Annotated in this window: 27 protein-coding genes and 1 pseudogene; 9 read left to right on the top strand and 19 right to left on the bottom strand. The window is 39.0% G+C overall.

What is annotated here, in order from left to right; genetic code table 11:
* Window positions 1-163: 163 nt before the first annotated feature.
* Complete coding sequence (locus G8E00_RS02600; protein ID WP_227591387.1) at window positions 164-541, bottom strand: winged helix-turn-helix transcriptional regulator; 378 nt, start codon at window positions 539-541, stop codon at window positions 164-166.
* Window positions 542-646: 105 nt separating this feature from the next.
* On the opposite strand from G8E00_RS02600, the gene G8E00_RS02595 reads away from it, so the two are divergent.
* On the top strand, window positions 647-1,393 hold the full coding sequence (locus G8E00_RS02595; protein WP_166008540.1) for an SDR family oxidoreductase: 747 nt from the start codon (window positions 647-649) through the stop codon (window positions 1,391-1,393).
* 52 nt (window positions 1,394-1,445) lie between these two features.
* On the opposite strand, the gene G8E00_RS02590 is transcribed toward G8E00_RS02595, so the two are convergent.
* Together G8E00_RS02590 and G8E00_RS02585 are read right to left on the bottom strand one after the other, a co-directional pair.
* Window positions 1,446-2,462 (bottom strand): hypothetical protein, encoded by a 1,017-nt coding sequence (locus G8E00_RS02590; RefSeq protein ID WP_166221786.1) that lies wholly within the window; start codon window positions 2,460-2,462, stop codon window positions 1,446-1,448.
* A 148-nt stretch (window positions 2,463-2,610) separates the two neighbouring features.
* Entirely contained in the window at window positions 2,611-2,856 is a 246-nt protein-coding gene (locus G8E00_RS02585; protein WP_166008542.1) for a SlyX family protein, read from the bottom strand.
* 33 nt (window positions 2,857-2,889) lie between these two features.
* Between G8E00_RS02585 and G8E00_RS02580 the strand changes: the two genes are divergently transcribed.
* Entirely contained in the window at window positions 2,890-4,800 is a 1,911-nt protein-coding gene (locus G8E00_RS02580; RefSeq protein WP_166221784.1) for an ATP-binding cassette domain-containing protein, read from the top strand.
* Between the two features lie 56 nt (window positions 4,801-4,856).
* On the opposite strand, the gene G8E00_RS02575 is transcribed toward G8E00_RS02580, so the two are convergent.
* The 6 genes from G8E00_RS02575 to G8E00_RS02550 all read right to left on the bottom strand — a co-directional run bounded on the left by G8E00_RS02575 (window position 4,857) and on the right by G8E00_RS02550 (window position 9,274).
* Window positions 4,857-5,426: a HupE/UreJ family protein gene (locus tag G8E00_RS02575; RefSeq protein ID WP_166221782.1), complete on the bottom strand. Its 570-nt coding sequence runs from the start codon at window positions 5,424-5,426 to the stop codon at window positions 4,857-4,859.
* A 58-nt stretch (window positions 5,427-5,484) separates the two neighbouring features.
* The gene (gene ureG, locus G8E00_RS02570) at window positions 5,485-6,099 is read right to left on the bottom strand and encodes an urease accessory protein UreG (RefSeq protein ID WP_166221780.1); all 615 of its coding nucleotides are present in this window, start codon (window positions 6,097-6,099) and stop codon (window positions 5,485-5,487) included.
* A 116-nt stretch (window positions 6,100-6,215) separates the two neighbouring features.
* Entirely contained in the window at window positions 6,216-6,881 is a 666-nt protein-coding gene (locus G8E00_RS02565; protein ID WP_166221778.1) for an urease accessory protein UreF, read from the bottom strand.
* Window positions 6,868-7,353 (bottom strand): urease accessory protein UreE, encoded by a 486-nt coding sequence (gene ureE / locus G8E00_RS02560; RefSeq protein WP_166008547.1) that lies wholly within the window; start codon window positions 7,351-7,353, stop codon window positions 6,868-6,870. The genes G8E00_RS02565 and ureE overlap by 14 nt, the downstream gene beginning before the upstream one ends.
* A gap of 175 nt (window positions 7,354-7,528) precedes the next feature.
* Complete coding sequence (locus tag G8E00_RS02555) at window positions 7,529-8,296, bottom strand: hypothetical protein (protein WP_166221776.1); 768 nt, start codon at window positions 8,294-8,296, stop codon at window positions 7,529-7,531.
* Between the two features lie 87 nt (window positions 8,297-8,383).
* On the bottom strand, window positions 8,384-9,274 hold the full coding sequence (locus G8E00_RS02550) for a DMT family transporter (RefSeq protein ID WP_166221774.1): 891 nt from the start codon (window positions 9,272-9,274) through the stop codon (window positions 8,384-8,386).
* A 242-nt stretch (window positions 9,275-9,516) separates the two neighbouring features.
* Here G8E00_RS02550 and G8E00_RS02545 point away from each other — a divergent pair, with 242 nt between their 5' ends.
* Window positions 9,517-9,990, top strand: coding sequence for a nucleotide triphosphate diphosphatase NUDT15 (locus G8E00_RS02545; RefSeq protein WP_166008550.1), 474 nt, complete (start codon window positions 9,517-9,519; stop codon window positions 9,988-9,990).
* 96 nt (window positions 9,991-10,086) lie between these two features.
* Here the strand turns inward: G8E00_RS02545 and G8E00_RS02540 are convergent, their stop codons facing one another.
* Window positions 10,087-10,971, bottom strand: coding sequence for a DUF2971 domain-containing protein (locus G8E00_RS02540; RefSeq protein ID WP_227591386.1), 885 nt, complete (start codon window positions 10,969-10,971; stop codon window positions 10,087-10,089).
* 169 nt (window positions 10,972-11,140) lie between these two features.
* Window positions 11,141-11,284: pseudogene (locus G8E00_RS16520) on the bottom strand (hypothetical protein); the annotation flags it as partial.
* Between the two features lie 102 nt (window positions 11,285-11,386).
* On the opposite strand from G8E00_RS16520, the gene G8E00_RS02535 reads away from it, so the two are divergent.
* Window positions 11,387-12,151: an HD domain-containing protein gene (locus G8E00_RS02535; protein WP_166221772.1), complete on the top strand. Its 765-nt coding sequence runs from the start codon at window positions 11,387-11,389 to the stop codon at window positions 12,149-12,151.
* A 104-nt stretch (window positions 12,152-12,255) separates the two neighbouring features.
* On the opposite strand, the gene ureC is transcribed toward G8E00_RS02535, so the two are convergent.
* The 6 genes from ureC to G8E00_RS02505 all read right to left on the bottom strand — a co-directional run bounded on the left by ureC (window position 12,256) and on the right by G8E00_RS02505 (window position 17,115).
* Complete coding sequence (gene ureC, locus G8E00_RS02530; RefSeq protein WP_166221770.1) at window positions 12,256-13,956, bottom strand: urease subunit alpha; 1,701 nt, start codon at window positions 13,954-13,956, stop codon at window positions 12,256-12,258.
* A 12-nt stretch (window positions 13,957-13,968) separates the two neighbouring features.
* Complete coding sequence (locus G8E00_RS02525; protein ID WP_166221767.1) at window positions 13,969-14,403, bottom strand: GNAT family N-acetyltransferase; 435 nt, start codon at window positions 14,401-14,403, stop codon at window positions 13,969-13,971.
* 3 nt (window positions 14,404-14,406) lie between these two features.
* Window positions 14,407-14,715 (bottom strand): urease subunit beta, encoded by a 309-nt coding sequence (locus G8E00_RS02520; RefSeq protein ID WP_166008555.1) that lies wholly within the window; start codon window positions 14,713-14,715, stop codon window positions 14,407-14,409.
* 11 nt (window positions 14,716-14,726) lie between these two features.
* Window positions 14,727-15,029, bottom strand: a complete 303-nt coding sequence (gene ureA, locus G8E00_RS02515) for an urease subunit gamma (RefSeq protein ID WP_166008556.1) — start codon at window positions 15,027-15,029, stop codon at window positions 14,727-14,729.
* 139 nt (window positions 15,030-15,168) lie between these two features.
* Window positions 15,169-16,044 carry an urease accessory protein UreD gene (locus tag G8E00_RS02510; protein ID WP_166221765.1) on the bottom strand — a complete coding sequence of 292 codons (876 nt, stop codon included), beginning with the start codon at window positions 16,042-16,044 and terminating at the stop codon, window positions 15,169-15,171.
* 75 nt (window positions 16,045-16,119) lie between these two features.
* The gene (locus tag G8E00_RS02505; RefSeq protein ID WP_166221763.1) at window positions 16,120-17,115 is read right to left on the bottom strand and encodes an acyltransferase family protein; all 996 of its coding nucleotides are present in this window, start codon (window positions 17,113-17,115) and stop codon (window positions 16,120-16,122) included.
* Between the two features lie 151 nt (window positions 17,116-17,266).
* On the opposite strand from G8E00_RS02505, the gene G8E00_RS02500 reads away from it, so the two are divergent.
* The 3 genes from G8E00_RS02500 (at window position 17,267) to G8E00_RS02490 (ending at window position 20,328) form a co-directional block, all read left to right on the top strand.
* Window positions 17,267-18,202 (top strand): LpxL/LpxP family acyltransferase, encoded by a 936-nt coding sequence (locus G8E00_RS02500; protein WP_166008559.1) that lies wholly within the window; start codon window positions 17,267-17,269, stop codon window positions 18,200-18,202.
* Between the two features lie 383 nt (window positions 18,203-18,585).
* Complete coding sequence (locus tag G8E00_RS02495) at window positions 18,586-19,014, top strand: hypothetical protein (protein WP_166221761.1); 429 nt, start codon at window positions 18,586-18,588, stop codon at window positions 19,012-19,014.
* Window positions 19,015-19,026: 12 nt separating this feature from the next.
* Window positions 19,027-20,328, top strand: a complete 1,302-nt coding sequence (locus G8E00_RS02490) for a PQQ-dependent sugar dehydrogenase (RefSeq protein ID WP_264821306.1) — start codon at window positions 19,027-19,029, stop codon at window positions 20,326-20,328.
* A 134-nt stretch (window positions 20,329-20,462) separates the two neighbouring features.
* Here the strand turns inward: G8E00_RS02490 and G8E00_RS02485 are convergent, their stop codons facing one another.
* Together G8E00_RS02485 and G8E00_RS02480 are read right to left on the bottom strand one after the other, a co-directional pair.
* The gene (locus tag G8E00_RS02485; protein WP_166221759.1) at window positions 20,463-20,780 is read right to left on the bottom strand and encodes a hypothetical protein; all 318 of its coding nucleotides are present in this window, start codon (window positions 20,778-20,780) and stop codon (window positions 20,463-20,465) included.
* A gap of 538 nt (window positions 20,781-21,318) precedes the next feature.
* On the bottom strand, window positions 21,319-22,440 hold the full coding sequence (locus G8E00_RS02480) for an endonuclease/exonuclease/phosphatase family protein (protein WP_166221757.1): 1,122 nt from the start codon (window positions 22,438-22,440) through the stop codon (window positions 21,319-21,321).
* Between the two features lie 184 nt (window positions 22,441-22,624).
* On the opposite strand from G8E00_RS02480, the gene asd reads away from it, so the two are divergent.
* Window positions 22,625-23,743: an aspartate-semialdehyde dehydrogenase gene (gene asd, locus G8E00_RS02475; RefSeq protein ID WP_166008563.1), complete on the top strand. Its 1,119-nt coding sequence runs from the start codon at window positions 22,625-22,627 to the stop codon at window positions 23,741-23,743.
* Window positions 23,744-23,891: 148 nt separating this feature from the next.
* Window positions 23,892-25,220, top strand: coding sequence for a type IV pilus assembly protein FimV (locus G8E00_RS02470; RefSeq protein WP_166221755.1), 1,329 nt, complete (start codon window positions 23,892-23,894; stop codon window positions 25,218-25,220).
* Window positions 25,221-25,259 lie beyond the last annotated feature (39 nt).

Genomic DNA, 25,259 nt, shown 5'->3' with positions numbered 1-25,259 from the left:
TAAATACCATGAGATTAAGAAAAGTAGAATACCAAAGAATTGCTTTTATGATTTTTAAAATTCAATTTTGACGTCATTATGAGCAATAAAATAACTTGGAGATATCAAGTGAAAAATATTGAACTTAATCAGAGAGTTAGTTCAACTATAAAAGTATGGAAATTTATTTAAAAAAATTGTCATGTTGTTTCATCCAATTACTTAATTCAGCAAGAGGTTGGTCCAGACTTTTTCCTAAGTCTGTAATTGAATATTCAACTCGAGGCGGAATTTCTGCATAGGATTTTTTTTCAACTAGATTTAGCCGCTCCAATGCTTTTAAATATTTAGAAAGTTGCATTTGGGTAATTGGACTCAAATCACGATGAATTTTATTGAAACGAATTGGTGCATTTGCAATAAACAAATAGCGCAATATTGGTAAACTCCACTTACCTGAAAATAATAAAAAAAACTTTCCAGCAAAGTATTCATTGTCATCAGTACGAATTTCAATTGCCTCACTATTTATACAAAAAATAACATTTTGTTTGAATTGCAATTATCATATTTCTATCAACAAAGATATTCACTATCCAAAAGGTAAGTCCTTTTTCTTAGCACTAAAAAGTTGCATGTTAAATTCTTAAATACAGAGGAATTTAAGATGAGATTAGCAAACAAAAAAATTCTGATTACAGGAGCTACTAGCGGAATCGGTTTAGCCAGTTTAGAAAAAAGCATTCAAGAAGGTGCTTTTGTGATTTTTACTGGTCGTAATAAAGAAAAAGTTGAAGATTTACAAAAAAAATATCCTGAACAGACTCTAGGACTGGTAAGTGACAGTTCCAAAGTCGCTGAACAAATTGAATTGGTAAAAACATTACAAGATAGAGATATTCATCTAGATGCGATCTTCATTAATGCAGGAAACGTAATGCATAAACCTTTAGGTTATTGGACACCTGAAGAATTTGATTTAGTGTTCGACACCAATGTCAAAGGTCCGTTCTTTCTTATTCAAGCAATTGTTCCTATTTTAAATAATGACGCTTCTGTTGTGTTCTGTGGAACGGCCGATATTCATATTGCTTTAGATCATAGCAATTTGTATGCTGCGTCCAAAATTACCCTACGATCACTGGCACGTACATTATCTAAAGATTTGATTGAGCAAAATATTCGCTTTAATTTAATATCACCTGGACCAACAGATACTCCTGCTTTTGATAAAGTTGCACCAAATCCAGAAGTAAAACAAGCGATGCTCGATAGTATCGTACATATTGTGCCAGCAAAACGTATGGCAAAAGCAGATGAAGTTGCAGCCGCTTTTATTTATCTTGCTTCTGATGAGTCACGCTATGTCATTGGAACAGAAATACTCATAGATGGTGGTGTTGTGAATTTATAAAACAAAAAAACGATGCAATTGCATCGTTTTTCTTTTCTACGCCAAATGAAATTTAATTTAAAAACATCTCATGGCTATATATCACTGAATGCCCATTCCAATAAATATATCCTTTATCGATCATTTCTTTAAGTAATAATCGCACATCCGATTTTGGAAAAAGCTGTTCTAATAAATCACGCAGTTCATAGATATCTTTTGGTTTGGATTTCATCTGATTCAATTTTTGAATCACTTCCATTTGCACTGGATCAATCTTATCAAAGTTTTTAAATAAATCACTTTGAATACTTTGAACTGAGTGTTGCTGCTGAAGATCATCCAAAATCTGCTGTGAATTTGTCTGCAACTTCGACAGTAGCGCATCAACTTTTTCAAGTTTAGAAGCAACAGCAGGCTTTGCGATGTTGTCTTGTGTTAAATCAACTTGAATCCATTGTTTTAGCACTTTCTTTCGAAAAGAAATGTGTTCGTCCTGACATTTTACCAATTTTAGATTGATCATCATGCCAACCAAATGTTCACTTTGTTCGGCTTCAACCTGTAACGTGTTGATGAGCGAGTTTTTTAATCTTTCAATGCTATTGGGTTTACCTGACATTTTTCCCAAAATATCACAGTATTTTTTTACCAAAGTTAATTGAGGATTGGCAAGAATCTTAGCTACAGAGGGAACAATATTCTTTTGTTTGATCTCTTTACTATTGTCCCGTTCAACTTGAATTAAACTACAATTGAAGCCAGAAGCGATAAGCATATCCATTAAAATTTGACTGCTTTCGTCAGAAGAAATCAATTCAACATGCGTGTCTAAATCGATAAGTGCCAATAACTGTCCCACAATCACCGCGTACTCAAATTCTTTTTCTGTCGCCGTTAATGTATCGAGCACCACAATTTGCCCACTACTGACCCAAGTTGCAAACTCAGTTAAATCAGCCAGTGGAAGTTCAAATTTTCCCTGACGATTAAAAATATATAAGCTGCTATAGTGCTGAAAAATATCTCTAAACAATTGAGCACTAGGCACATTATTTTCAAGATCGAGAAGTACAACTTTGTTGCTCATGAAGATGCCAATCGCTGGGACAGAAAATCGTTATTACACTGATGTTCTATCTAAAGGTCAATTAAATTACAGCTTTTCTTAAATTCAGCGACACAGCTATTGTGTGCACTGATGCGTTCATATCCAATATTTCACATAATATTGCAATTTAATAATGCGGTGGTTTATCACTGATCGGGTCGAAAGGTGCGATACCATCAGAAGGATCTGAAGCTTCAACACGTTGATATAAAAGTTGCATTTGCTTCTTTAAATCCGACAATTCTCGATCTTGAATTGCAATTTGAACGTTGAGCTGATCAACTAATTCGTCTAAAAATGCAATTCGCACTTGCAAATCTTCTATGGGTGCGGAAAATGACGCCTGTTCATTCAAATTTTTTTGTTTAGTCATTTTAAGTCCTCATTTGGGATTTCAGGAAACAGTATGGCCTATATTACCCTAAGGGATGTCCAACTTGCGTTTGGCGGACCTTCCCTGCTCGACGGCGCGAACTTCAGTTTAGAACGCGGTGAGCGAGTGTGCTTAATCGGCCGAAACGGTGAAGGTAAGTCTACTTTACTTAAACTCATTGAGGGAAGCTTACTGCCTGACCGCGGTGAAGTTTCGTTGCAAAATGGCATCACTATTTCAATGCTTGCTCAAGATGTACCCATGGATTCGGGCAAAGTTGCAGATATCGTCGCAGATGGTGCTGGTGAAGCTGCATCAGTTTTAAAAGCATATCATGAAGCAAGTGATGCATGCGTACTCGGTGACATGGAAGCATGTGATCGTATGGGCAACCTACAGCACAAGCTTGATCAACTCGATGGTTGGGCTTTAGAAAATAAAGTCAATTCAATCTTAAGCAAAATGGGTTTAGACCCAGATGCAGATCTTGCGGATCTCTCTGGTGGTCGTAAACGTCGTGTTTTACTTGCACGTGCTTTACTAACTCAACCCGATGTACTACTGCTGGACGAACCGACAAACCATTTAGACGTTGAAAGTATTGAATGGTTAGAAAAGTTTTTACTCGATCAAAACAATCTAACTTTGCTTTTCATTTCGCATGACCGTTCATTTGTAGACAGTATTGCAACCCGTATTGTCGAACTTGATCGTGGTGTTTTACGTAGCTATGACGGTAACTATTCACGTTACTTAGAGCTGAAAGCCATGCAGATGGAAGCTGAAGAAAAGCAAAATGCGTTGTTTGACAAAAAACTCGCAGAAGAAGAAGTTTGGATTCGCCAAGGCATTAAAGCACGTCGTACCCGTAACGAAGGCCGTGTACGTGCCTTAAAAGCATTACGTGAAGAATCTAAAGCACGTCGTTCACAACAAGGTAAAGTGAGCATGGCGACGCAAGACGCCAATCGCTCTGGTAAGTTGGTGTTCGATATTGAGCATCTACAAGTCACTTTTGGCAACAATGCACCTATCATCAAAGATTTCTCTGCTCTGGTGCTTCGTGGTGACCGTATTGGTTTAGTCGGTGACAATGGTGTGGGTAAAACTACCTTGATTAAAGCTATTTTAGGTGAGATTGAGCACGGCGGATCTGTGAAAACAGGTACACAGCTTGAAGTCGCTTACTTTGACCAATTACGTAATGCGCTTGATCTTGAAAAATCAGTTAAAGACAACGTTTCTGAAGGCTCTGACTTTGTCGATGTAAATGGCAATCGTCGTCATATCTACAGCTATTTACAAGATTTCTTGTTCTCTCCAGAACGTGCACGTACCCCTGTAAAAGCCCTATCTGGCGGTGAACGTAACCGTATTTTACTGGCAAAACTTTTACTTAAGCCATCGAACCTAATCGTGATGGATGAGCCAACCAATGACTTGGATATGGTGACGCTAGAGCTGTTAGAAGAGATGCTTGGTGGCTATACAGGTACATTGTTGTTGATCTCGCATGACCGTGCCTTTATGGACAATGTGGTGACATCGACTTGGGTATTTGATGGTAAAGGTAATATCGATGAATACATTGGTGGTTACCAAGACTACTTAGAACAACGTCCTGATCAAACGGTTGTAGATCAAAAAAGTGATGTCAAAAAAGCTTTAGCAAAGGCTGAAGCGGCAGCTGTTAGCGCAACGCCTGCACCGAAAAAAGTGAAATTGAGCTATAAAGATCAGCGTGCCTTAGAGCAACTCCCTTTAGAGATGGAAGCATTAGAGAAAGAACAAGCAGAAATCAATGCCAAACTTGCTGATGGTTCTCTGTTCGTATCTGACAATGATCAAGCCATGAAACTTTCTGCTCGTTTGGCTGAAGTTGATGATGTGTTGCTTGAAAAATTAGAGCGTTGGGAAGAGTTAGAAAACCTCACTAAAGGTTAATCTGTCAATTCCTCAAAAAAACTCCGCCTAGATGGCGGAGTTTTTTTATCCAATGACTAAGCCAATCCAATCACTGCGACTATAGCCGCCAAAGCGCCAATGATCTTTTTGCCATTTGGCACATAACGTTGAATAAAAGCTCCTAAGCCTAAACCTACAACATAAATAATGCTCATTGCTGAAATCATGCCTAGAATTTGTACTGCCACGTTGCCATTCATCGCCAATTCAGTACCATGAGCGACACCATGAAAGGTCGCCAACAAAGTCGCTGCAACAGGCAGAATTTGATTCGACTTGGTCCAGAGTGCCACAGCAAGTAGCAACAATGATGCAATAATGCCATATTCAGCGACAACGGTTGGAAGTAAGTTCTGTGCACCTAAAGCAAAGCCTGCCACCAATGCCGTCACCAATCCCAAAGCACCAATCAATTTCCATTGTTTTGCCACAGACCACATCAGTACACCAAAGCTGATCGCCATCATCAAATGATCAAGCCCTGTAAATGGATGGATAAAGCCTGTCCAGAAGTTTGCATCATGGTGATGATGCCCTGGATGCGCCATCGCGAACATCGGAACTAAGCCCAATAATGCCAACGCTATTTTTTTCATGATTTGCATCTCAATACCCTCAAAATTTCGCCTTAAATTCTATTTGCTAGGTGCTTCATCTCGTCTTTTAAGCTTTAAACAGCCCTTGTTTTTCAATAAAGCTGATAATTTCACTTAAACCATCTTCTGTTTTCATATTGGAAAACAGGAAAGGTTTATTGCCACGCATGCGTTTGGCATCTTGATCCATCACATCTAAATTTGCGCCCACCATCGGTGCCAAGTCCGTTTTATTGATGATGAGTAGATCCGACTTGGTAATGCCCGGCCCGCCTTTACGTGGAATCTTTTCACCACCAGCCACATCAATCACATACAGCGTTAAATCAGAGAGTTCTGGACTAAAAGTTGCTGCCAAGTTATCACCACCACTTTCAATAATGATGAGCTCTAGACCCTCAAACTTTTCACATAAGTCATCAATGGCTGCAAGGTTAATGGAAGCATCTTCACGAATGGCCGTATGCGGACAGCCCCCAGTTTCCACACCGACAATACGGTCTGGACTCATGGCTTCATTCCGGGTTAAGAAGTTTGAGTCTTCTTTGGTGTAAATGTCGTTGGTCACAACCGCCATGTTGTATTTATCACGCAGTGCACGGCATAAATTTAAAGTCAGTGCAGTTTTACCTGAACCCACTGGACCGCCAATGCCGACACGTAAAGGTGAACGTTCTGTCATTTTTTAATTCCTTCATTATTCCCTCTCTTTTTTAAAGAGAGGGTTAGGGAGAGATTAAGTTCCCTGATTTTTTTATGCGTTAATCCCTCTAAATCTCCCTTTAAGAAGGGAGACTTCTAGGATCTAAACAATCTCGAATATTGTGTTTCATGATGCATACTGAGCATGGCGTACTGCGGTAAAGCACTACTCAATTCATCATCTTCCAGTTTTAATGCATTTTCGATGGCTTGCGGAATCAGTCCATGCAAATGCCATAAAATTCGTTGTCCGCTCATTTGCCCCAGTGGAACAGTTTTCACTGCACCTAAGACCTGATTTTCCAGCACGGTAAACGTGTAAGCCGTCAAAACTTCCGCTTCATCCAATTCCAGACGACCACACAACTGTGCATACACAGGTACGAAACCAAATTGTTTTTTGACCGTCACAGGCATCTTCAGGACATCTCGAATCCACGAATTCATGGAAAATGCCAATTGTTTGGATTCCGCCAATAACTCTTTCGACTCACGACTGGCACGGTAGATATTCGCCCAATGTAAAAACCGTTCGTCATCTGCATGATATTGCATGAGCCTTTTTAAAACAGGCAACTCAAAGCGTACTAAAAGCATCTCTAAAACTTCTTCAAAATAGGCCATGCTCGAAGTTTCATCGTTAATCATGCCTCGGTCGATCGCACTTTCTACCCCTTGCGAGTAGCAATATGCACCCACAGGTAAAGCGGTAGACGACAGCGTCAATAATTTGAGCAGATGACTCGCATTAGTGATGGGCATGTGCGTGAATCGCCTTAATCGGGCTTAAACGATGGTCATGACTGTGCTGTGCATACGCACCACTTTCAGGTTCAAATGGGTGTTCAACTTCTTGTACGGTCAATCCTAGCCCTTTTACCATCTCTGCCAAGACATGATCTGGCTCAAAATATAATGCGCTAGGCGTAAGCATCAGCGGTACATGTCGATTGCCCAAATGGTAGGCTGCTTTGAGTAAATCAAATGCTGTAGGCGCAGTGACTTGCATCAATTGTTCAGGTTTGGCATCGACTTTTAAAATATCGCCCTGTTCAGTGGCAATATACGCACCACTTCTTAAAATACCTGTACGGGGTAAATCGACCCCAATATCGATTCCTGAGTTTAATGTGGCACGAAAACGGCTTTTTTGGCGCGTATCAAAGCTGAGTGCGACCGTTTCAACTTCTGTGTCCACGGAGACTTGTTCTAATCGCTGAGTATAGATTTTCATGCTTTCCCTTTTGTTGCTTAGCTGCAATTGTGTGAAGTTTCAGACCATTGCATGAGAATTTTATTGCATCAAAAGTAAGCATTTTTCATGCCAAAAACGATTTGTATTGGTGCATTTTTTAAGTTCCTTGTTTAAGTTTTTTCCATTTAGAATGTCTTATTAGAATGCCTTATCTTTAAATTTTCTTATAGACATTAATCGGCTCTGAAAATCCCCCTGACAGATATACCAACATTTTCAAATCATCAAAATCCTTTAAATGATCTTGTAGTTGCTGATAAAACTTTAAATAGCCATCTGTAGATTCCAAGATTCGTAAAATGCGATCTTCAGCTAAAATATAAAGCTGAATTTCTGTATGACTATACATATCAACGAATTGTGCATCGACTGAATGTATATCACTCCATTTAATTTTAATCGCTCGTGTTTGATCATCAGGCTGATAAATAAAACCCTCACCATCTTCTAGATATTCAAAACATCCATCTTCATAGTTGACTTTGTATTTTTCTGGATGGCTTATTCGATCTTGTATGTCGATTGAATCCTTTGCCCAAACATGCGGATGATGGAAAAATGCCACCCAAATTAGACTTAAACAAAAGCAAATAAGCCAAAGCACCCATGTCACGGCAATGGAAAATATTGCAAATAAAAAAAGTATAAAACCTAATGAATATTCAATTTTAAAGATCAATGCTTGAGAAAGCGGGAGTTGAATTTTCGCTGGTAATTTTTTACTCCAAAGTTCATCACTTCGATCATGTTCAATGTCTACAAATAAACAAACGATCAATAAAATTGAACTCATGCCGAGCAAAACGAAATAATACTGTTCTAACGGTTGAAACTCACCTAAAAAATAAAAAAAACCTATCATCATCCATGTGCTGATGGAGTAAATCAAAAGCAGATCAAAGATCGTTTTTGTTATTTTCATTCAAGTTGTTGTTCTATTTGACTAAGCTCCCGATAGCATACCTGAGTTATTGGTTATATTCAGCACATTGAAGTGACGCATGCTCGATTAAGCCCAAATCACCAAAATCGCAGCAATAACGACCAGTGCTAATCCCCAATGTTCGGCTTTGGCGAGTTTTTCTTTAAAGAAATAGGCGGATATAAGCAAACTAAATAAAATCTCGATTTGACCTAAAGTTTTGACAATCGGAACACTGATCATACTCATGGCAGTGAACCAACCAAGCGATGCCATAAAACTGCAAAAACTCACCTTAAAAGTCAGTCCTAAACGTTGCCACATGGCCACCAAAGTTTGACGGCTAAATAAGCCTAAATAGATAAGCATACTGATGCATTGAAAACTAATGACTGAAAGCAATACCCACGATGCCCGATGAATGTTCGTCGGCAACATGGTCAGTTCTAAACTGGCTTCTCGAACTAAAAGTGAAGTGATGGCAAAGCATAATCCACTGCCAATACCAATCACTAAAGTCTTTGGAGAAAAACCTGTAAATTGATGTCCACGACTGAGTAAAAAGACGGCGAAGCCACCCAAAATCACCCCAAACCATGCATATAGTGACAGATGGTCGGATAGAAAAACCACACCAATAATGGCTGCAAGAATCGCTTCACTTTTTGCAAGCCCGACCCCAATGGCGTAATTTTTTTGTTTAAACAGTTGCACCATAAGTGCAGTTGCCATGATCTGGCTTGAACCAGCAATCACAATATAAAACCAGTATTTTGGGCTAAAATGTACGACCGCTTTAGTTGGTGAAAAATGATATAAACTGTAGATGTAAATGATGGCCAGTGGCAAACCAAAAATTAAACGAGCTAGGGTGACGCCCCAGACATCGACTGTGGTGCTAAGTTGTTTTTGGAATGCATTGCGCCACGCCTGCATAAATGCAGCCATGAAGGTAAAGAGAATCCAGCTAAAAGCCATAACATCTACAAGTTGTTTTGTATTGCTTAAGTTTAAGTCTTTGTTAGTGTGATGACTAATTAAAAATCGCTTGGTGGTGGATAGCGGAAAGTTTGGTGTGTAGATCAAAATTATTGTGACTTAAGCATTCTGAAAAATAAATGTGTCTTGATATGAATACTTATTACATTAACCTTATTGTGCTTACAATAGTATTCCCAGTACGCTGAAAATAACTAAAAATAATGTTAAAGCTTGAAGTTATGAGTATAAATCAATTTCAGAACATCATTGGTGTCGGCATAATGTTGATAGACCAAAATCAAAAAGTTTTGCTCGGCTACAGAAATAAAAAAGATGAACCTGCCACATGGTGCTTTCCGGGCGGAAAAATGGATCCACATGAATCGATTGAATATGCTGCGATGCGTGAACTTTTGGAAGAAACCGCTTTAGATCTTAGTCAAGATGTAGCGTCGATTAAACCATTGAATACAATGATTGACAAAAGTTCAGGTGCTGTGAAAGTGACTTTTGGAACGATTTATCAACTTTCAGATGAGCGTTTAAAAACTCAAATTTATGTAACAGAGCCTGAGATTTTTGAGCGTTGGGAATGGTTTAGCATTAATGAACTTCCACAAATTCTTTTTCCTGAAACTGAAGTGATGATTAAACATTATCTAAATCAACCTCAGGATAAAAATTGGAAAATTTATCCTATCCAAAGCCAATAGTTTCATCATAAGCTACTTTTCAAAAACCATATAAGCATCTAATTTTTATAAAACTATCAATTTGCGCCTCAAAACTAAGCATTTTCATGCTATTTATTAGAGCATTTCGGGGAATAAAAAATCTTTTAAAGTCTTTGTTTCCCTATCTAAAACAGGATGACCTTTTACAAAAATTTTAAAGCTGTTCGGTTTTAATTCTGCCTGATAAGCCTTCACATTTCCTTGATATGTTTTATTGAAATAAGAAATTGCCTCCAATAGTTCCAATTTATTAGTATCTTCATCTTTTAGTTTCGCACCTAAAATAACTGAAGAAATATACTTTGAAGGAATTATTTTCAATAATGAATCAAAATTGTTTTTATCATAATCATGCGCTAAGACTCTAAATTCTTTCTCATATTCCCAGTCTTTTGCCTTTACCAAATATTGATTAGTTATAAAATTTAACATCTCGGCACTAAATTCAGGCTTAAAAAATCTTAATGGATCAGATATTAATAATGGAAATGTAGGAAATTCATCTTGATATGTAATAGGTTGAAAGTTAAATGCATCATGAACCCACTCAAATATAGGATGTGGAATCTTAAATTCAACTAAAAAGCCTTTGTGGCTTTGTGCATAATGCGACCACATTAACATATTGAGTGGATTATTATTAAAACAAGTTACTGATAGATTTGAACGAATGGCATCAGAAAAATGTTTTTGTAATATCTCATGATGTGCAATAGGAATATTCTCAAATTTAATCTCGGCCATACAATCATAAGGATCATTAAAATTATCAGGCGGTGTAAATTTTAGTTTTAATTTCTTAAATAAATCTAATACTTTTAACTCCCGATCAAAACTTAGGTGTTTATAAATATAGTAATAATAATCATCACACTTTATATCCATAAATTGTTTTTGATAGCTAGGCTTAATTGTTTCTTTAGTTGCACCTAACAAGATATCTTCATGTGTTTTATCCAAAAAAACACCCTTTTTTAAATAATATAAATCATTATTTTATATACACTTTTAAGAATAATCTAGTTTACCCTCATCCTAACCTTCTCCCAAAGGGAGAAGGAACATAGCAGCAATTAAATTAATAATGAGCTTTCCCTCTCCTTTTAGGAGAGGGTCAGGGAGAGGTCAATCAAAACAAGAAATACCTCTGCGCCATTGGCAACACTTCCGCAGGCTCACAGGTGCCCCCATCCTCTTGTACTTCATAAATCTCAGGATCAACCTCCATCACTGGATGGTAGGTATTCAGCTTCATGTCTGCTTTAGAAATATTCGAATATTCTCTAAAATTGAATGTTCTTTATAAAAATTATCTTGAACCATCCAACAGCAAGCGCTATTTTAGAGTAATTACTCTAAAAAAATGAGAATTATGATGAAACAGCATAACCTAGGCACTTTTCAATGGATGTTACAAACAGAAGGAAAAATCAAATTTAAAGACAAAATTAAACTCATGAACAAACTTCTTGTTCCAAGTCTCATCACACCAATTAAAGAAAATATTTATAAAAATAAAGCTGATAAAAAATTAGATATGAGTCTTGAACACATTGTTATTCCAGATACAAAAATGATTGAAGTCGCAGTAGAAGAAATCGAATCTAAAGCAAATTTAGCTTTAATTAATCACTCATGGAGAACTTATTTTTGGGGTGCAATATTAGGTCAGCTACAACAGAAAAACTACGACCCTGAAACATTACTGACTGCATCATTATTTCATGATATTGGTTTAACTGAAGCCCATATAACTTCAAAAGGCTGTAAATGTTTTACACACGAAAGTTCAGATCAATTTCAGCTCAAAGCCCAAGAAATTAACTTTGATACCCATAAAACCACTCTCATCAAAGATGCAATTTGCATACACATGAATGGGTTTAGTGATGAATCGCAACCAAGTGAAGTTTCACTCTTACAACAAGGTGCAACCTGCGATGTAATAGGTGAACAACTCCATAAAATCCCGCAGAATCTCAAGCTCAATATTTTAACAAAATATCCAAGAGAAAATTTTAATCAGACCTTTATTGAACTTATTCACACTGAAAGTAAACTGAATCCAAATTCTCGTACTGCTTTCTTAAAAAGCCTCGGCTTACCCTTATTAATTCACTTAAATCCATTTAAAAGCTGATCCTTTTCAATCAATGTATCAGCTTAAAAATAATACATTTTAAGAATGAGATAATTCATCTTAGAAAGAAAAATTACTCGATCGAAGATGAATTTTACCGAAACTTAAAACAAAAAATACCTTTGCGCCATTGGTAAAACTTCCGCCGGTTCACACGTTAAATGTACGCCATCTGCCCGTACTTCATAAATTTCCGGATCTACCTCCATGACAGGACAGTAAGTATTCAACTTCATATCTGCTTTAGAAATATTTCGGGTATTTTTTACAGGCGAAATCAACTTTTTTAAACTCAGCTTTTCAGCCACACCATTTTCAATGCCTGCTTGCGACAAAAAGGTAATACAGGTCTGGTGTACCCCACGTGCATTCGCGCCAAACATCGGACGGTAATGCACAGGCTGTGGCGTTGGAATCGAAGCATTAATATCACCCATTGGCGCAGCAGCAATCATCCCACCCTTAATAATCATCGACGGTTTTACCCCAAAAAATGCCGGCTTCCATAGCACCAAATCGGCAAGTTTACCTTCTTCAACCGAACCCACTTCATGGCTTAAACCATGGGTAATGGCAGGGTTAATCGTATATTTCGCGATATAACGCTTCACACGATTATTATCATGTGCGGCATTGTCACCTTCTAACGAGCCACGTTGAATTTTCATTTTATGTGCCGTTTGCCAAGTGCGAATGACCACTTCACCGACACGCCCCATGGCTTGTGAATCAGACGACATCATTGCAATTGCACCCAAATCTTGCAGAATATCTTCCGCCGCAATGGTTTCACGGCGAATACGGCTTTCGGCAAATGCTACATCTTCTGAAATGGCAGGGTCTAAATGGTGACACACCATCAGCATATCCAAATGCTCATCAATGGTGTTGATGGTATAGGGACGGGTTGGATTGGTGGATGATGGCAACACATTCGGCTGACCAATGGCTTTTAAAATATCGGGTGCATGCCCACCGCCTGCCCCTTCGGTATGGTAGGTATGAATGGTACGATTTTTAAAAGCTGCCAAAGTCTCTTCCAAGAAACCACTTTCATTTAAGGTGTCGGTATGAATCGCCACTTGTACATCATATTCATCTGCCACTCTTAAGCAGTTATCAATTGCCGCAGGTGTTGAACCCCAATCTTCATGTAGTTTTAAACCGACCACGCCTGCTTCAATTTGCTCACGAATCGGATCAGGTAGGCTTAAATTTCCCTTGCCCAATAAACCAATGTTCATCGGTAAATCATCAATGGCTTGTAGCATCGTTGAAATATGCCAAGGACCGGGAGTGACTGTCGTTGCTGATGTTCCTGCGGCAGGACCTGTTCCACCACCAATCATCGTAGTCACGCCTGACATCAACGCAGTTTCAACCTGTTGTGGGCAAATCCAGTGAATATGCGTGTCGATGCCACCTGCGGTCAAAATCTGCCCTTCGCCTGCAATCACTTCCGTTGCAGCGCCTAATGGAATAGTGATATTGGGCTGAATATCTGGGTTGCCTGCTTTACCAATTTTCCAAATTCGCCCATTTTTCAGACCGACATCGGCTTTAACAATGCCCCACCAATCGACAATCAAAGCATTGGTAATCACAGTATCAGCAACGTCTTCTGATAAAAGTTGGGATTGCCCCATGCCGTCACGAATGACTTTTCCGCCACCAAATTTCACTTCTTCCCCATAGGTTGTGAAATCCTGTTCAACTTCAATAAACAGTTCGGTATCGGCTAAACGAACACGATCTCCGACCGTTGGACCAAACATTTCCGCATAGGCACGGCGTGACATTTTCATAATTTTTCGATCCTATACAATGTGCTTTTGCATTTTGATAAAACGCAAACCATGTGCTTCAATGACTTCGCTCACCGATTCAAAGCCCATTTTTTTATAAATTTTCTCTGCAAAGCAGCTTGAATTCACGGTGATGATTTGTGTATCTACTCTGTTAATAACCACCTGCACATGATTCCACAGTGCTCGACCAATACCCTGACCTTGTTGCTCTTCTTTAACAAAGAAATGGACAATATGTGCAGGTTCTCGATACGCCATCACACCCACAATTTCACTTGCTTGTAGATATACAAAATAATGGATATCAGGCTGTTCTATAAGCTGTTGAATCATTTGCAGACTAAACTTTTCACGTCCTTCATCATCCACAGCAAAGTCATCAATAAATGGATGAATAAGCGCTAAAATTTGATTTAAATCCTGTGCAGTTGCTTGTCGAATCATGGTTTAATCCAATTTGCCCATGACACGACCTGCAAAGCCATACACTTCACGCTTACCGCTGAGAGCTACTAATTCCACATCTCGGCTTTGCCCAGGCTCAAAACGCACAGCCGTACCAGCCGCGATATTTAAGCGATAACCTTTGGCGAGTTCACGGTCAAATTGCAAAGCATCATTGGCTTCAAAAAAATGAAAATGCGAGCCTATTTGAATCGGACGATCACCGATATTTGCCACGCATAACTTGAACTTTTCACGTCCGACATTCATTTCGATGTCTGTATCTGGGGTAATGATTTCACCTGGAATCATGGGCGTACTCCTTAAACAATCGGTTGATGCACGGTGACTAACTTAGAGCCATCGGGAAATGTCGCTTCAACTTGTACTTCGGCAATCATTTCGGGAATCCCGTCCATGACATCATCACGTGTCAACAAAGTCGTGCCGTAATGCATGAGTTCACTCACGCTCATGCCATCACGAGCACCTTCAAGTAATGCCGCAGAAATATAGGCAACCGCTTCAGGGTAGTTCAGCTTTAAACCACGTGCTTTACGACGTTCAGCCACCAAGCCCGCAGTGAAAATCAGCATTTTGTCTTTTTCTGTGGGATTTAGTTCCATCTCTATGTCCTAAATATCTTCTGTTTTTCTCAATGCAAAAATTGTGCAAAGTTAAATCTCTTCTTATCCTACTTTTATAAATAAAAGGTTTAGCCTCCCTTTATCAAAGGGTGAGAAGCATTGCTTCGCAAGTGGGATTTTACGTCCTCCAAATCCGAGGAAACTCTTCATCTAACTTAAACCAATAACATCTTAACCGTGCCCGAATGGCAGCAAAAGCATCATGACAAGCACGTACATCATCACCCAAATACCGTGCGCAGACGACATCATCTAAAACAGTTAGAGTCACAGGTGCTTGCATCCGCATGATCAAATCACGTATCACATCCAGCTGTTGTTCTAAAATATTTAAATCTCTCATTCCAATAGGAGGTACAGCCCAAAAACTTGCCATAACCGCATGACCGTTCATGCCTAAACATGAAGTGAGAAAACGGTCATTGCCTTGAAAACGCAAAGTATCAGCAACCAATAAGGTATTGTTTCGATAGAGCTTAAACTGATTGTGATAGAGCCCTTGGGTAAATTTTTCTTCTCGTGCCTGACGCCCTAAGACCAACATATCCCAACCAATAAAACTGGCCGTCTGTGCCAAATGAATTTGAGTTTCTGAATGTGCCAATGCACCATTAAAGAGCATAGTTTCTTGTGGCAACCATTCAAAAACTGCATGATCTTCAACTTGAATATCAATATGTTGATGGGCTTTTTTTAAATTGGTTTTATACCATTTTCCTGCACCAGGCGTTGTCACCAGTGCATGTGCATGCGAATCGACTTGCATACTAAAGGTCAGATGATCGCCCCCTGCAATCCCTGCAGGGGGATGCACAATAATGGCGTGACATACCCCTGTTTTTTCAGGCCAAAGCATTTTTTGCACCCGAACAGGACCATGATGCTTTCTATGCGCCAAAATTGTGCGATTTCCATCCTTCTTGAATCCTAGTTCAAGTTTGGCAAACCAATATTGCGTATTGAGTTCTGGTACAGAAGCCACAAGCTGATTCATTTGCTTTATCTATATCTTTTTATGCTGAATTAAGATCAATAAAGCAATAATTGCACCAGAATCAATCACAAACTTTTAGTTTGGTCTTTTCCAAAGCTTTTCTGTAGGTTTCATCAACCATTGTGACAACTTTCTTAAGGCCTGATCAAAAATAGATTGTTGCAATATCCAGCAGGTCAAAATCGACAATCCCAAGCAGATCAAAATTCCCCAGATGGGCTGAATCTTCAAATTTAAATAATGTGACAAGCCAATCACCGCAAAACCATGTAACAAGTACACAGGAAGCGTATTTTCCCCTAAGCGTAAACATCGATGTTTTAATCTGGTCGTGAGGGCAAATAAAGCATAAATTCCCCATAGGGAGATAATCAAACAGCCTAAACGAATCCATGTTCCATCCAAAAATGGAATCCCCATTTGTTTAAAGCTCACACTGCCATATAACCAATATTGCGAAATATGGGTATAACTCACTAAAGCCAGAATCGAGGCCAAGATAACGATCGCGTAAATGCTTGCGTGTTTTTGCTGTCGAATGTTCTGTAATACTTTTTGACCATAGAGATGCCCCAACATAAAGAATGGAAAGAACACCAGAATGCGTCCAAATGAGTAATAGTAATTATTCCAAGTTGAGTAGCCGATACCTATAGATCCAGCAATGGCGATGCCAAGCATGAGCAAAGGCGACATTTTAAATTTAATGAAAAGATGTGTGAGCAATGTCCAGACCATCATGCCCATCAAATACCATAAAATCCAATACGGCCATTTAAACAGGTTCCAACTCAGGACAAATTGATCAGTCCAAATCCAGTTATACGCGGCAAATAAAACCTGAAAAGGCAAATATAAAGACAAGAAGAAAAGAATATTTTTTAAATAATTTCGATCCTTAAACAACATGCCTGAAATAAAGATAAACGCTGGCATATGAAAAAAATAAATACTGGCCAACAGCATATAACTTTCTGGTTGAGTCCATCCGATCAAGCGCTCAACAAAGTGCCCAAACACCACCAGAAAAATTAGGCAGGCTTTACTGGTATCCAGATCATGATCTCGCATCATTGGTCCTAAATGGATCATCTCAGGTGTAGTTTAAACGCAGAATACTTAAGCTCAAAATAAAGTGATGATCAAGCATTTAAAGGAGGCTTTATGCAATGCACGTCGAGCATGTTAAACTCCCTCTCTTCTTTATCTTCATTTCCACGTTATGAGTAAAAAAACTGCCTACACTCCCGGTGAATTTCAATGGTCCTTTTTATTGCCAAAATATTGGGGTATTTGGATAGGCATCATTTTCCTCATGATTTTAGCCATTTTACCGTGGTTCATTCAGCATCGTTTAGCTCAATGTTTAGGTGAACTTGCTTTTAAATCAATGAAATCACGTCGTAAAACCACTTTGCGTAATCTGGAAGTCTGTTTCCCAGAATGGACACCTGAGCAGGTTCAGGAAAATGCTAAACAAGTGTTTATTGATCAAATGCTTGGTGTTTTTGAAACCTTAAACGCTTGGTACTGCCCAAAATGGTTTGCTGGTCGTGTCAGCATTGAAGGTTTAGAGCATATTCAAAAAGCAAAAGCTGAAGGTAAAGGTGCATTGCTTTTAGGTACGCATTCAACCCTACTCGATGCGGGTGGTTATGCCTGTGCCCAATATTTTGATCCAGACGTGGTCTATCGTCCGCAAAACAATCCGCTATTAGACATGTTGATTTACCGCTGTCGTGCCACCATCTACACCCATCAAATTGATCACGATGATATGCGTGGCTTAATTCGTCACCTAAAAGAAGGGCGTCCGATTTGGTATAGTCCAGACCAAGATTTTGGCTTAAAACAAGGGGTGATGGCGCCTTTTTTTGGGACACCTGCAGCGACCGTCACAGCGCATCGTCGTTTATTAAAAATGACCAAAGCACACGCCATTCCTTTGTATTTTTATCGTCATGGTGATGTTCGCAATCCGAAATACCATATTTTGATTGAACCAGCTTTAGATAACATGCCAAGTGATGATGAACTGGCTGATGCAACACGGGTGAATAAAATCATTGAAAATCAGCTTCGCATTGCGCCAACTCAATACATGTGGTTCCATCGTCGCTTTAAAACACGCCCTGAAGGCTATGACAAAATTTATTAATTTTTAGAGTTATTTTTTACCCTACTGTACCCTGTACCGATTTTTGAGCCTAATGATCGGTACACGTTATATGCTCAAATCTTATCTCTGTAAAAAATGACATGTGATCTGATTTTATCATTCATTTTTCAATATATTGTCGCCCAAGCGCCTTTATCAATTCTGTTATTTTTCCTTTAAAACATAACTAAACCTATACTGAAATTTACTCTTTTTTTGCTAGCGTGATGATAGACCAGCTGCTTCAATTCATTTTGAAATACTTGGCTATCACACATAAGTACTTTCGAATTTTAATAAAGATCATCGCAATTGTTCATTTGATCACATTCAAGATACTGAAATACAAACACACTTAATCAGAAAAATAGTGAAGGATAATTATGGAAAATTACAACTACCCGATTCGCCCCAAAATTCTGATGGCCATTTATTATCTGCTCGATGCCATGCCATTTGGCTTTTTGGTGGCAGGTCTGATTTTCGACATCATTTATTTTAAAACAGCTGAAATGCTCTGGAGTAAATCTGCCGCATGGTGCATTGCCATAGGTTTAGTGATTGCCATTATTCCACGGTTGATCAACCTTTATTTTGTATGGTCTACAGGTGGACACGCTCGCAACAAAGTGAGCCTGATTGGATTCTGGTTTTATGGTTTCGGTATTTTGGCAGCCATTTTAAATTCATTTGTGCATAGTCGTGATGCCTATGCCACAGCATCTTCAGGTGTTTTGTTGTCGATTCTAACTGTAGTTCTGGTTGCGATTGCATATATTGCAAAAGCGTTTGAAAACAATCATAAACTTTAAGAGGTCAATACAATGAAAATGAAAAATATCTCGCTCATGATCTTGACCTCATTGGCGCTTATTGCATGTAACAATGACAAGCCACTCAGCAATGATGTGCAAGTCGGTCCAAATCCAGAGCTGCCTAAAGCTCAAGATTTCCTCATCCCACCGATGCAGGTGCCAAGCTATGCAGGATGGGCGAAAGACGCTTCACCCAAAGTTGCCGAAGGCTTAAAAATCGAAAGAATTGCTGAAGGTTTACTGCACCCTCGCCAAGTCTACACATTGCCAAATGGTGATATTTTAGTGGTCGAGTCCAATGGTCCAGGTGAAGAAGCCACGACTACACCGAAACAATTGATTGCATCTATGGTGAAAGGAAAATCCGGTAAAGCTGCAAAAGGTGGTAATCGCATCACTTTGCTACGTGAAAATGCTTCAGGAAAATGGGATCAATACATTCTACTGAAAGATTTACACTCGCCATTTGGCGTTCAACTGATCGGTAATCAACTTTTCGTAGCAAATACCAATAACATCATGCGCTATCCATACAAAGTTGGACAAACGCAAATTACCGACAAAGGTACTGAATTTGCCGATTTACCAGACACAGTCAATCACCACTGGACAAAATCGATGGTTGCCAGTCCAGATGGAACAAAACTTTATGTAGGTGTAGGCTCAAATAGCAACATTGGTGAAAATGGCTTAGAGATCGAATACCGCCGTGCGACTGTCCTTGAGGTAGATGCAACCACAGGAGCTAGTCGAATTTATGCCAGTGGCATACGTAATCCAACTGGATTACAAATTCAACCAGATACAGGAAAGGTTTGGGCCGTGGTCAATGAACGTGATGAAATTGGCGCCAGTTTAGTTCCAGACTATTTAACATCCGTACAAGATGGTGGCTTTTATGGTTGGCCGTATAGTTATTATGGTCAACATCTGGATCATCGCATCAAGAAACAACGTCCCGATTTAGTCGCAAAAGCCATTAAACCTGACTATGCGCTCGGCTCGCATGTTGCGCCTTTGGGTTTATGGTTCTATACAGGTCAAAATCTACCGTCACAGTATCAAGGCGGCGTATTTGTCAGCAATCATGGCAGTTGGGATCGCTCCCCTTTAAATGGCTATGATGTGGTCTATATTCCCTTTAAAAATGGTCAACCTGAAGGTAAACCTCAACCTATCGTCACAGGTTTTTATTCTGATGATGAAAGCAAACTTTATGGTGCGCCTGTTGGTTTAACTCAGGATAAATCTGGTGCGCTGATTATTGCAGATGATGTTGGAAATATAATTTGGCGTGTCAGTCGCAAATAATCTTTATATCTTGAATATATTTGAAGTGGAATAATGCTGGCATTGTTCCACTTTTTTATGGATTCCATGCTTGATCAAGCAACGCATAAAAAATAAAAAAAACATAATAGAAAAGTCAATATTTCAATCAAAAACTACTTTTTCCACATCTTGAATTTTGCACTCAACCAAATCACAGTTGGCCAAAAAATGGTGTTGATCATATCATGCACGCTTGCTCCATAACGCCAATACCCATAATGAATCAAGTCATCGCGGGCATCTAAAAGTTCTGCGCCAATGGCAACTCCAAACACAGCCAATAAAGCATAAATGGATTTAAGTTGACGCCCATGTAACAAAGCAATCAATAAGAAAACAGCAAGCCCTGCATAAATGTGCAAAGCATCGCGTTCAAGCCCTGTAAAGCTGACGATAGATGTTTTGAATTGCTGAAAGGCAGATAAATACATATGCAAATTTGATCAAGAGTGAACTTTAAAATCTAAACTTAAATTGCACAGCATGACGTAGGTTTTATTCGGTTATTTTGCAAAAGATTATTTCAAGTTCTTTAGAGTCTGTTATTTTTTAAAGATAAGAGTACTGATCATAAAGTAAATACAATGATGTGCAGATGATTGAAGAGTCAAAATGTAGCTAAACAGAAGTAAAAAATTTGCAGATAAATAATTTTGCAGATAAATAATTATGGAGTTATAGATAAGTTTAAGCCCGAGCTCTACATCCTGTAAAAACTCGGGCTTATGAGGTTGTGCTTTTCAAAAAACATTGTTTTTATTTTATTATGGTTTTCCTTACCATCATCATATCCATGATTTCATCCATCAGCTTCGTCTTCCGTAGTTGGGATATTCCATTCCCGCTCCATGTGCTGATGAACTAAGATTACCCTGAAGCAACTTTATTGACCATTCGTTTAAGACTTAAATCCTTGTAAGACATGGCTCACGAGAGTTTTGTAAATAATGTTACACTGTGTAATAAGATTTACTTCATCTCCTGTTTATAATCTTGAGCAATCTCATCGGTCACTTGTTTTTCCTCTTTTTCTGCTTTTTCGATACCGTCTTGAATCGCTGCTTGCGCCTCTTGTTCATCTGCCTCAGTCTGTTCAAGTTCCTCCTGAACCTGTTCAAAAACACGCCCTGTTTGCAAAATCACATAAACTGGAAAATGATCTGAACCGACATGAGGAAGTCGCTCCATTTTCACCAATGCAAAGTCAGTACTGTGAAATACATGATCGAGCGACCAACGCAGCAATGAGTAATCGGCATGAAAGGTATTGACATAATGACGCCCTACACGAGGGTCAAGCAAACCACTAATGCGCTGAAATAATCGTGTCGTTCTTGACCACGCCACATCGTTTAAATCGCCCATCACAATACAGCTTTCATCCAAATCTTTAATTTGATCACCGACAATTAAAAGTTCAGCATCACGCAAAGTCGAATCTTTGGCTTCCGTTGGACTTGGTGGCTTTGGATGCAGACAATACAACTGCACAGGTTGACCTGAACGTAATGTAACCGTGGTATGAATCGAAGGAATTTCATTACTCAGAATAAATTTAACTTCAGTATCAGACAGTTTCAGTTTGCTATACAAATGCATGCCGTAAAGATTGTCTAGAGGCACTGGAACGCGATATGGATAATCCTTTTCGATGACTGACAGTTCATTTTGCCAAGTCTGATCAGATTCCAATGTGAGCACTAAATCAGGCTGTAACGTTTCAATTTGTTCGATGAGCAAATGGTATTGATCATTCGGCGTGAGTACGTTCGATACAATCAATGAAATTTGTTTGTCTGGATCCATCTGATCTTCACGTACTTGTTTGACCTGTTTTTTCCAAATCACGGTATATGGCAACACCATTTTCAATTGATAAGCCAAAGCTGCGATGAGCAGAACTAAAATCACTTCACGGGTTAAATCCCAAGGAGTCTGCCATAACAACATTAAAATTAAGGCAATTATTCCCAAAGCTAGGATTTGTAAGCGAGGAAAATCTGTGCCACGAAACCACCATTCATCGCGTGGAATCAGTGACCAAAAACTTAACCAAATAACAACAACTGCTAATATTTCGATCCATATCATATGCGTGCTCTTTTATTCTTAATTTTTTGTTGATTCATAAATTTATATCAGTTTTGCATGTAACATAAACAAGATATATTGCACAATATATTTGCTGTTTTCATTGTGTACCTACTTGCAGTTATAAGTCTGTTTGGTACACTCAAACCCCCTTTTAATTTTTAACGCACCGAGGCAAAGTGACATGAAAGTAGGTCTGGTCGGTTGGCGCGGGATGGTTGGTTCCGTCCTTATGCAACGTATGGTTGAAGAGAATGATTTCGCTCATATTGAGCCATTCTATTTTTCTACCAGTAATGCAGGTGGTGAAGCGCCTGCGTTTGGCGGAAAGACCGCCCCAGCACTTATGGATGCATCAGACATTACCAGTCTGAAGCAAATGGATGTCATTATTACCTGCCAAGGTGGCGATTACACCTCTGAAGTTTTTCCAAAACTGAAAGCTGAAGGTTGGAATGGTTATTGGATTGACGCTGCATCTACATTGCGTATGGATGATGAAGCAATTATTGTCCTTGATCCAGTGAACATGAATGTGATCAAAGATGCGCTTGTAAAAGGCACAAAAACTTTCGTAGGCGGTAACTGTACTGTTTCACTGATGTTGATGGGCTTAGGTTCACTCTTCCAAAACAATTTGGTTGAATGGGCAACTTCGATGACCTACCAAGCTGCATCAGGTGCTGGCGCACAAAATATGCGTGAGCTGATTACTGGTATGGGTTACTTGTACAACAACACGAAAGATTTGTTAGACGATCCTAAATCTCCAATTTTAGACATTGACTCTAAAATTGCATCACTTCAACGTGGTGAAGGTTTCCCATCTGCCAACTTTGGCGTGCCTTTAGCAGGTTCTTTGATTCCGTATATCGACAAACAGTTAGAGAGCGGTCAATCGAAAGAAGAATGGAAAGGTCAAGTTGAAACCAACAAGATCCTAGGTAACCAGCAAATCGTTCCAATTGATGGTCACTGTGTACGTATTGGCGCAATGCGTTGTCACTCACAAGCGATCACATTGAAATTGAAGAAAGATGTGCCTTTAAATGAAATTGAGGACATGATTCGTCAATCAAGCCAGTGGGCGAAAGTGGTACCCAATACACGTGAAGCTTCAATGACTGATCTGACTCCAGTTGCTGTCACAGGTACGTTGACTGTTCCAGTGGGTCGTTTACGTAAGATGAACATGGGTAAAGAATATCTTGGTGCATTTACCGTAGGTGACCAACTTCTTTGGGGTGCCGCAGAGCCACTCCGTCGTATGTTACGTATTTTAGTCGATTATAAAAACGCCTAATTTTATAAAAATTTAGATTTTTACCAGTAAAAAGCTGATCTTAGGATCAGCTTTTTTGTGTAATCATACTGTTAAAAATTTACATTTCTATAACAACTGAGTATTGTATAACCTGATTGCTAATATTCTGTCGGAACAACGGACCGAGATGACTATATATAACAAATTAAAAATTGCCATTTTAACTGTTCTGTCTACACAGACCATACATGCTATAACGTTCGAACCTGTTCAAATTCAATCAGGTTCAGGGGACTTACTTTACGCTGAAATTAAATTCAGAAATGCAAACGCGAATGCGCCCATTGAAGCGAGTTTAGCTGGTGCACAAGAACTATTGAGTTCTGGGTTGTCACATCAACCACCAGGTCATTTGAACTTTTATACACGTCGTTCGGGTAATGGCACAGGCGTCATTGTCATTACGTCTACACGCCCTATTCATGACAAAGAACTGAATGTACTGATTAAAGTGCGCGAAGGTGATGCGACCCACGTTCATCAGGTTAAAACACCATTAACACGTCAAGCCAATACTGCTGTTGAGCCTTTTGTCCCAGATTTGGTTGTTAATGAAACACCACTTGTACCGCAAATGATTGTCAGTGAAAAAGACATTGACCTTAACTTACCGACCAGTACTCAATATGAAATGCCAACTCCACCGGCATTCAATGATATGAATAGCTCCAGTTTGGAGGCTCCTGTTGCGGTAAGTATTGTACCTAATATTAAAACTGATTCGACTACCTATACCACAACAACCGTGACCGTTCGACCGAGTGATAAACCGCCTAGTTCGAATGTTCAAGCTACGACACCAGCAGCACCTGTAGAACCAGTCAAAGTTGCGCCAGTAGTCGGCAGTCAAAATGTTGCAACGACTGAGCCAAAAAAAACAGCCCCTAAAGCAGCAAAGTCTGATCAAAATCAGCGACACATTGTCCAAGCCAATGAATCACTTTGGAAAATTGCATCACGTATTGCAACGCAAACCAATCAAAGTGTCCCTGAAGTCATGAAAAAATTACAAGAAAATAACAAACATGCTTTTGTGAATGGCAATATCAATCGCATTCGCCAAGGGACTGCGCTAAACTTAGCAGCGGGATATCGTCCTGAAACGAAAAAAACGGTTGCAAAAAAAGCGACTAAAAAGACTAAATCGAGTCAAAAACCAACTGAAAAAACAAAGTACCGCTTAAATGATGCTGAAATGAGTCTGGTTGCTGAGTCTGATACCCAAAAAAATCAAAATGTTGCTAAAGAAAATCTACAGCAAAACTCGACAACACAAGAATTATCATCAAAAGTTATGACAGCTCGTGAAAAAACAGTTAAATTACAAAAGAGTGTTTCCGAATCCACTCAGACTTTAAGACAAAAGGATCAAAGAATTCAATTGTTGAATGCTAAACTTGCGCAATTGCAGCAACAACTTCAACAACAGAATCAAGTCAAGAAGCCGTCAAATTAAATCTAACATCGGGAAGAATTTTCATTGTTGTCAATGAAG

Origin of the sequence: Acinetobacter shaoyimingii, from assembly GCF_011578045.1 — a bacterium.
Classification (GTDB): Bacteria; Pseudomonadota; Gammaproteobacteria; order Pseudomonadales; family Moraxellaceae; genus Acinetobacter; species Acinetobacter shaoyimingii.
This window is presented reverse-complemented; position numbering and strand designations above follow the sequence as displayed.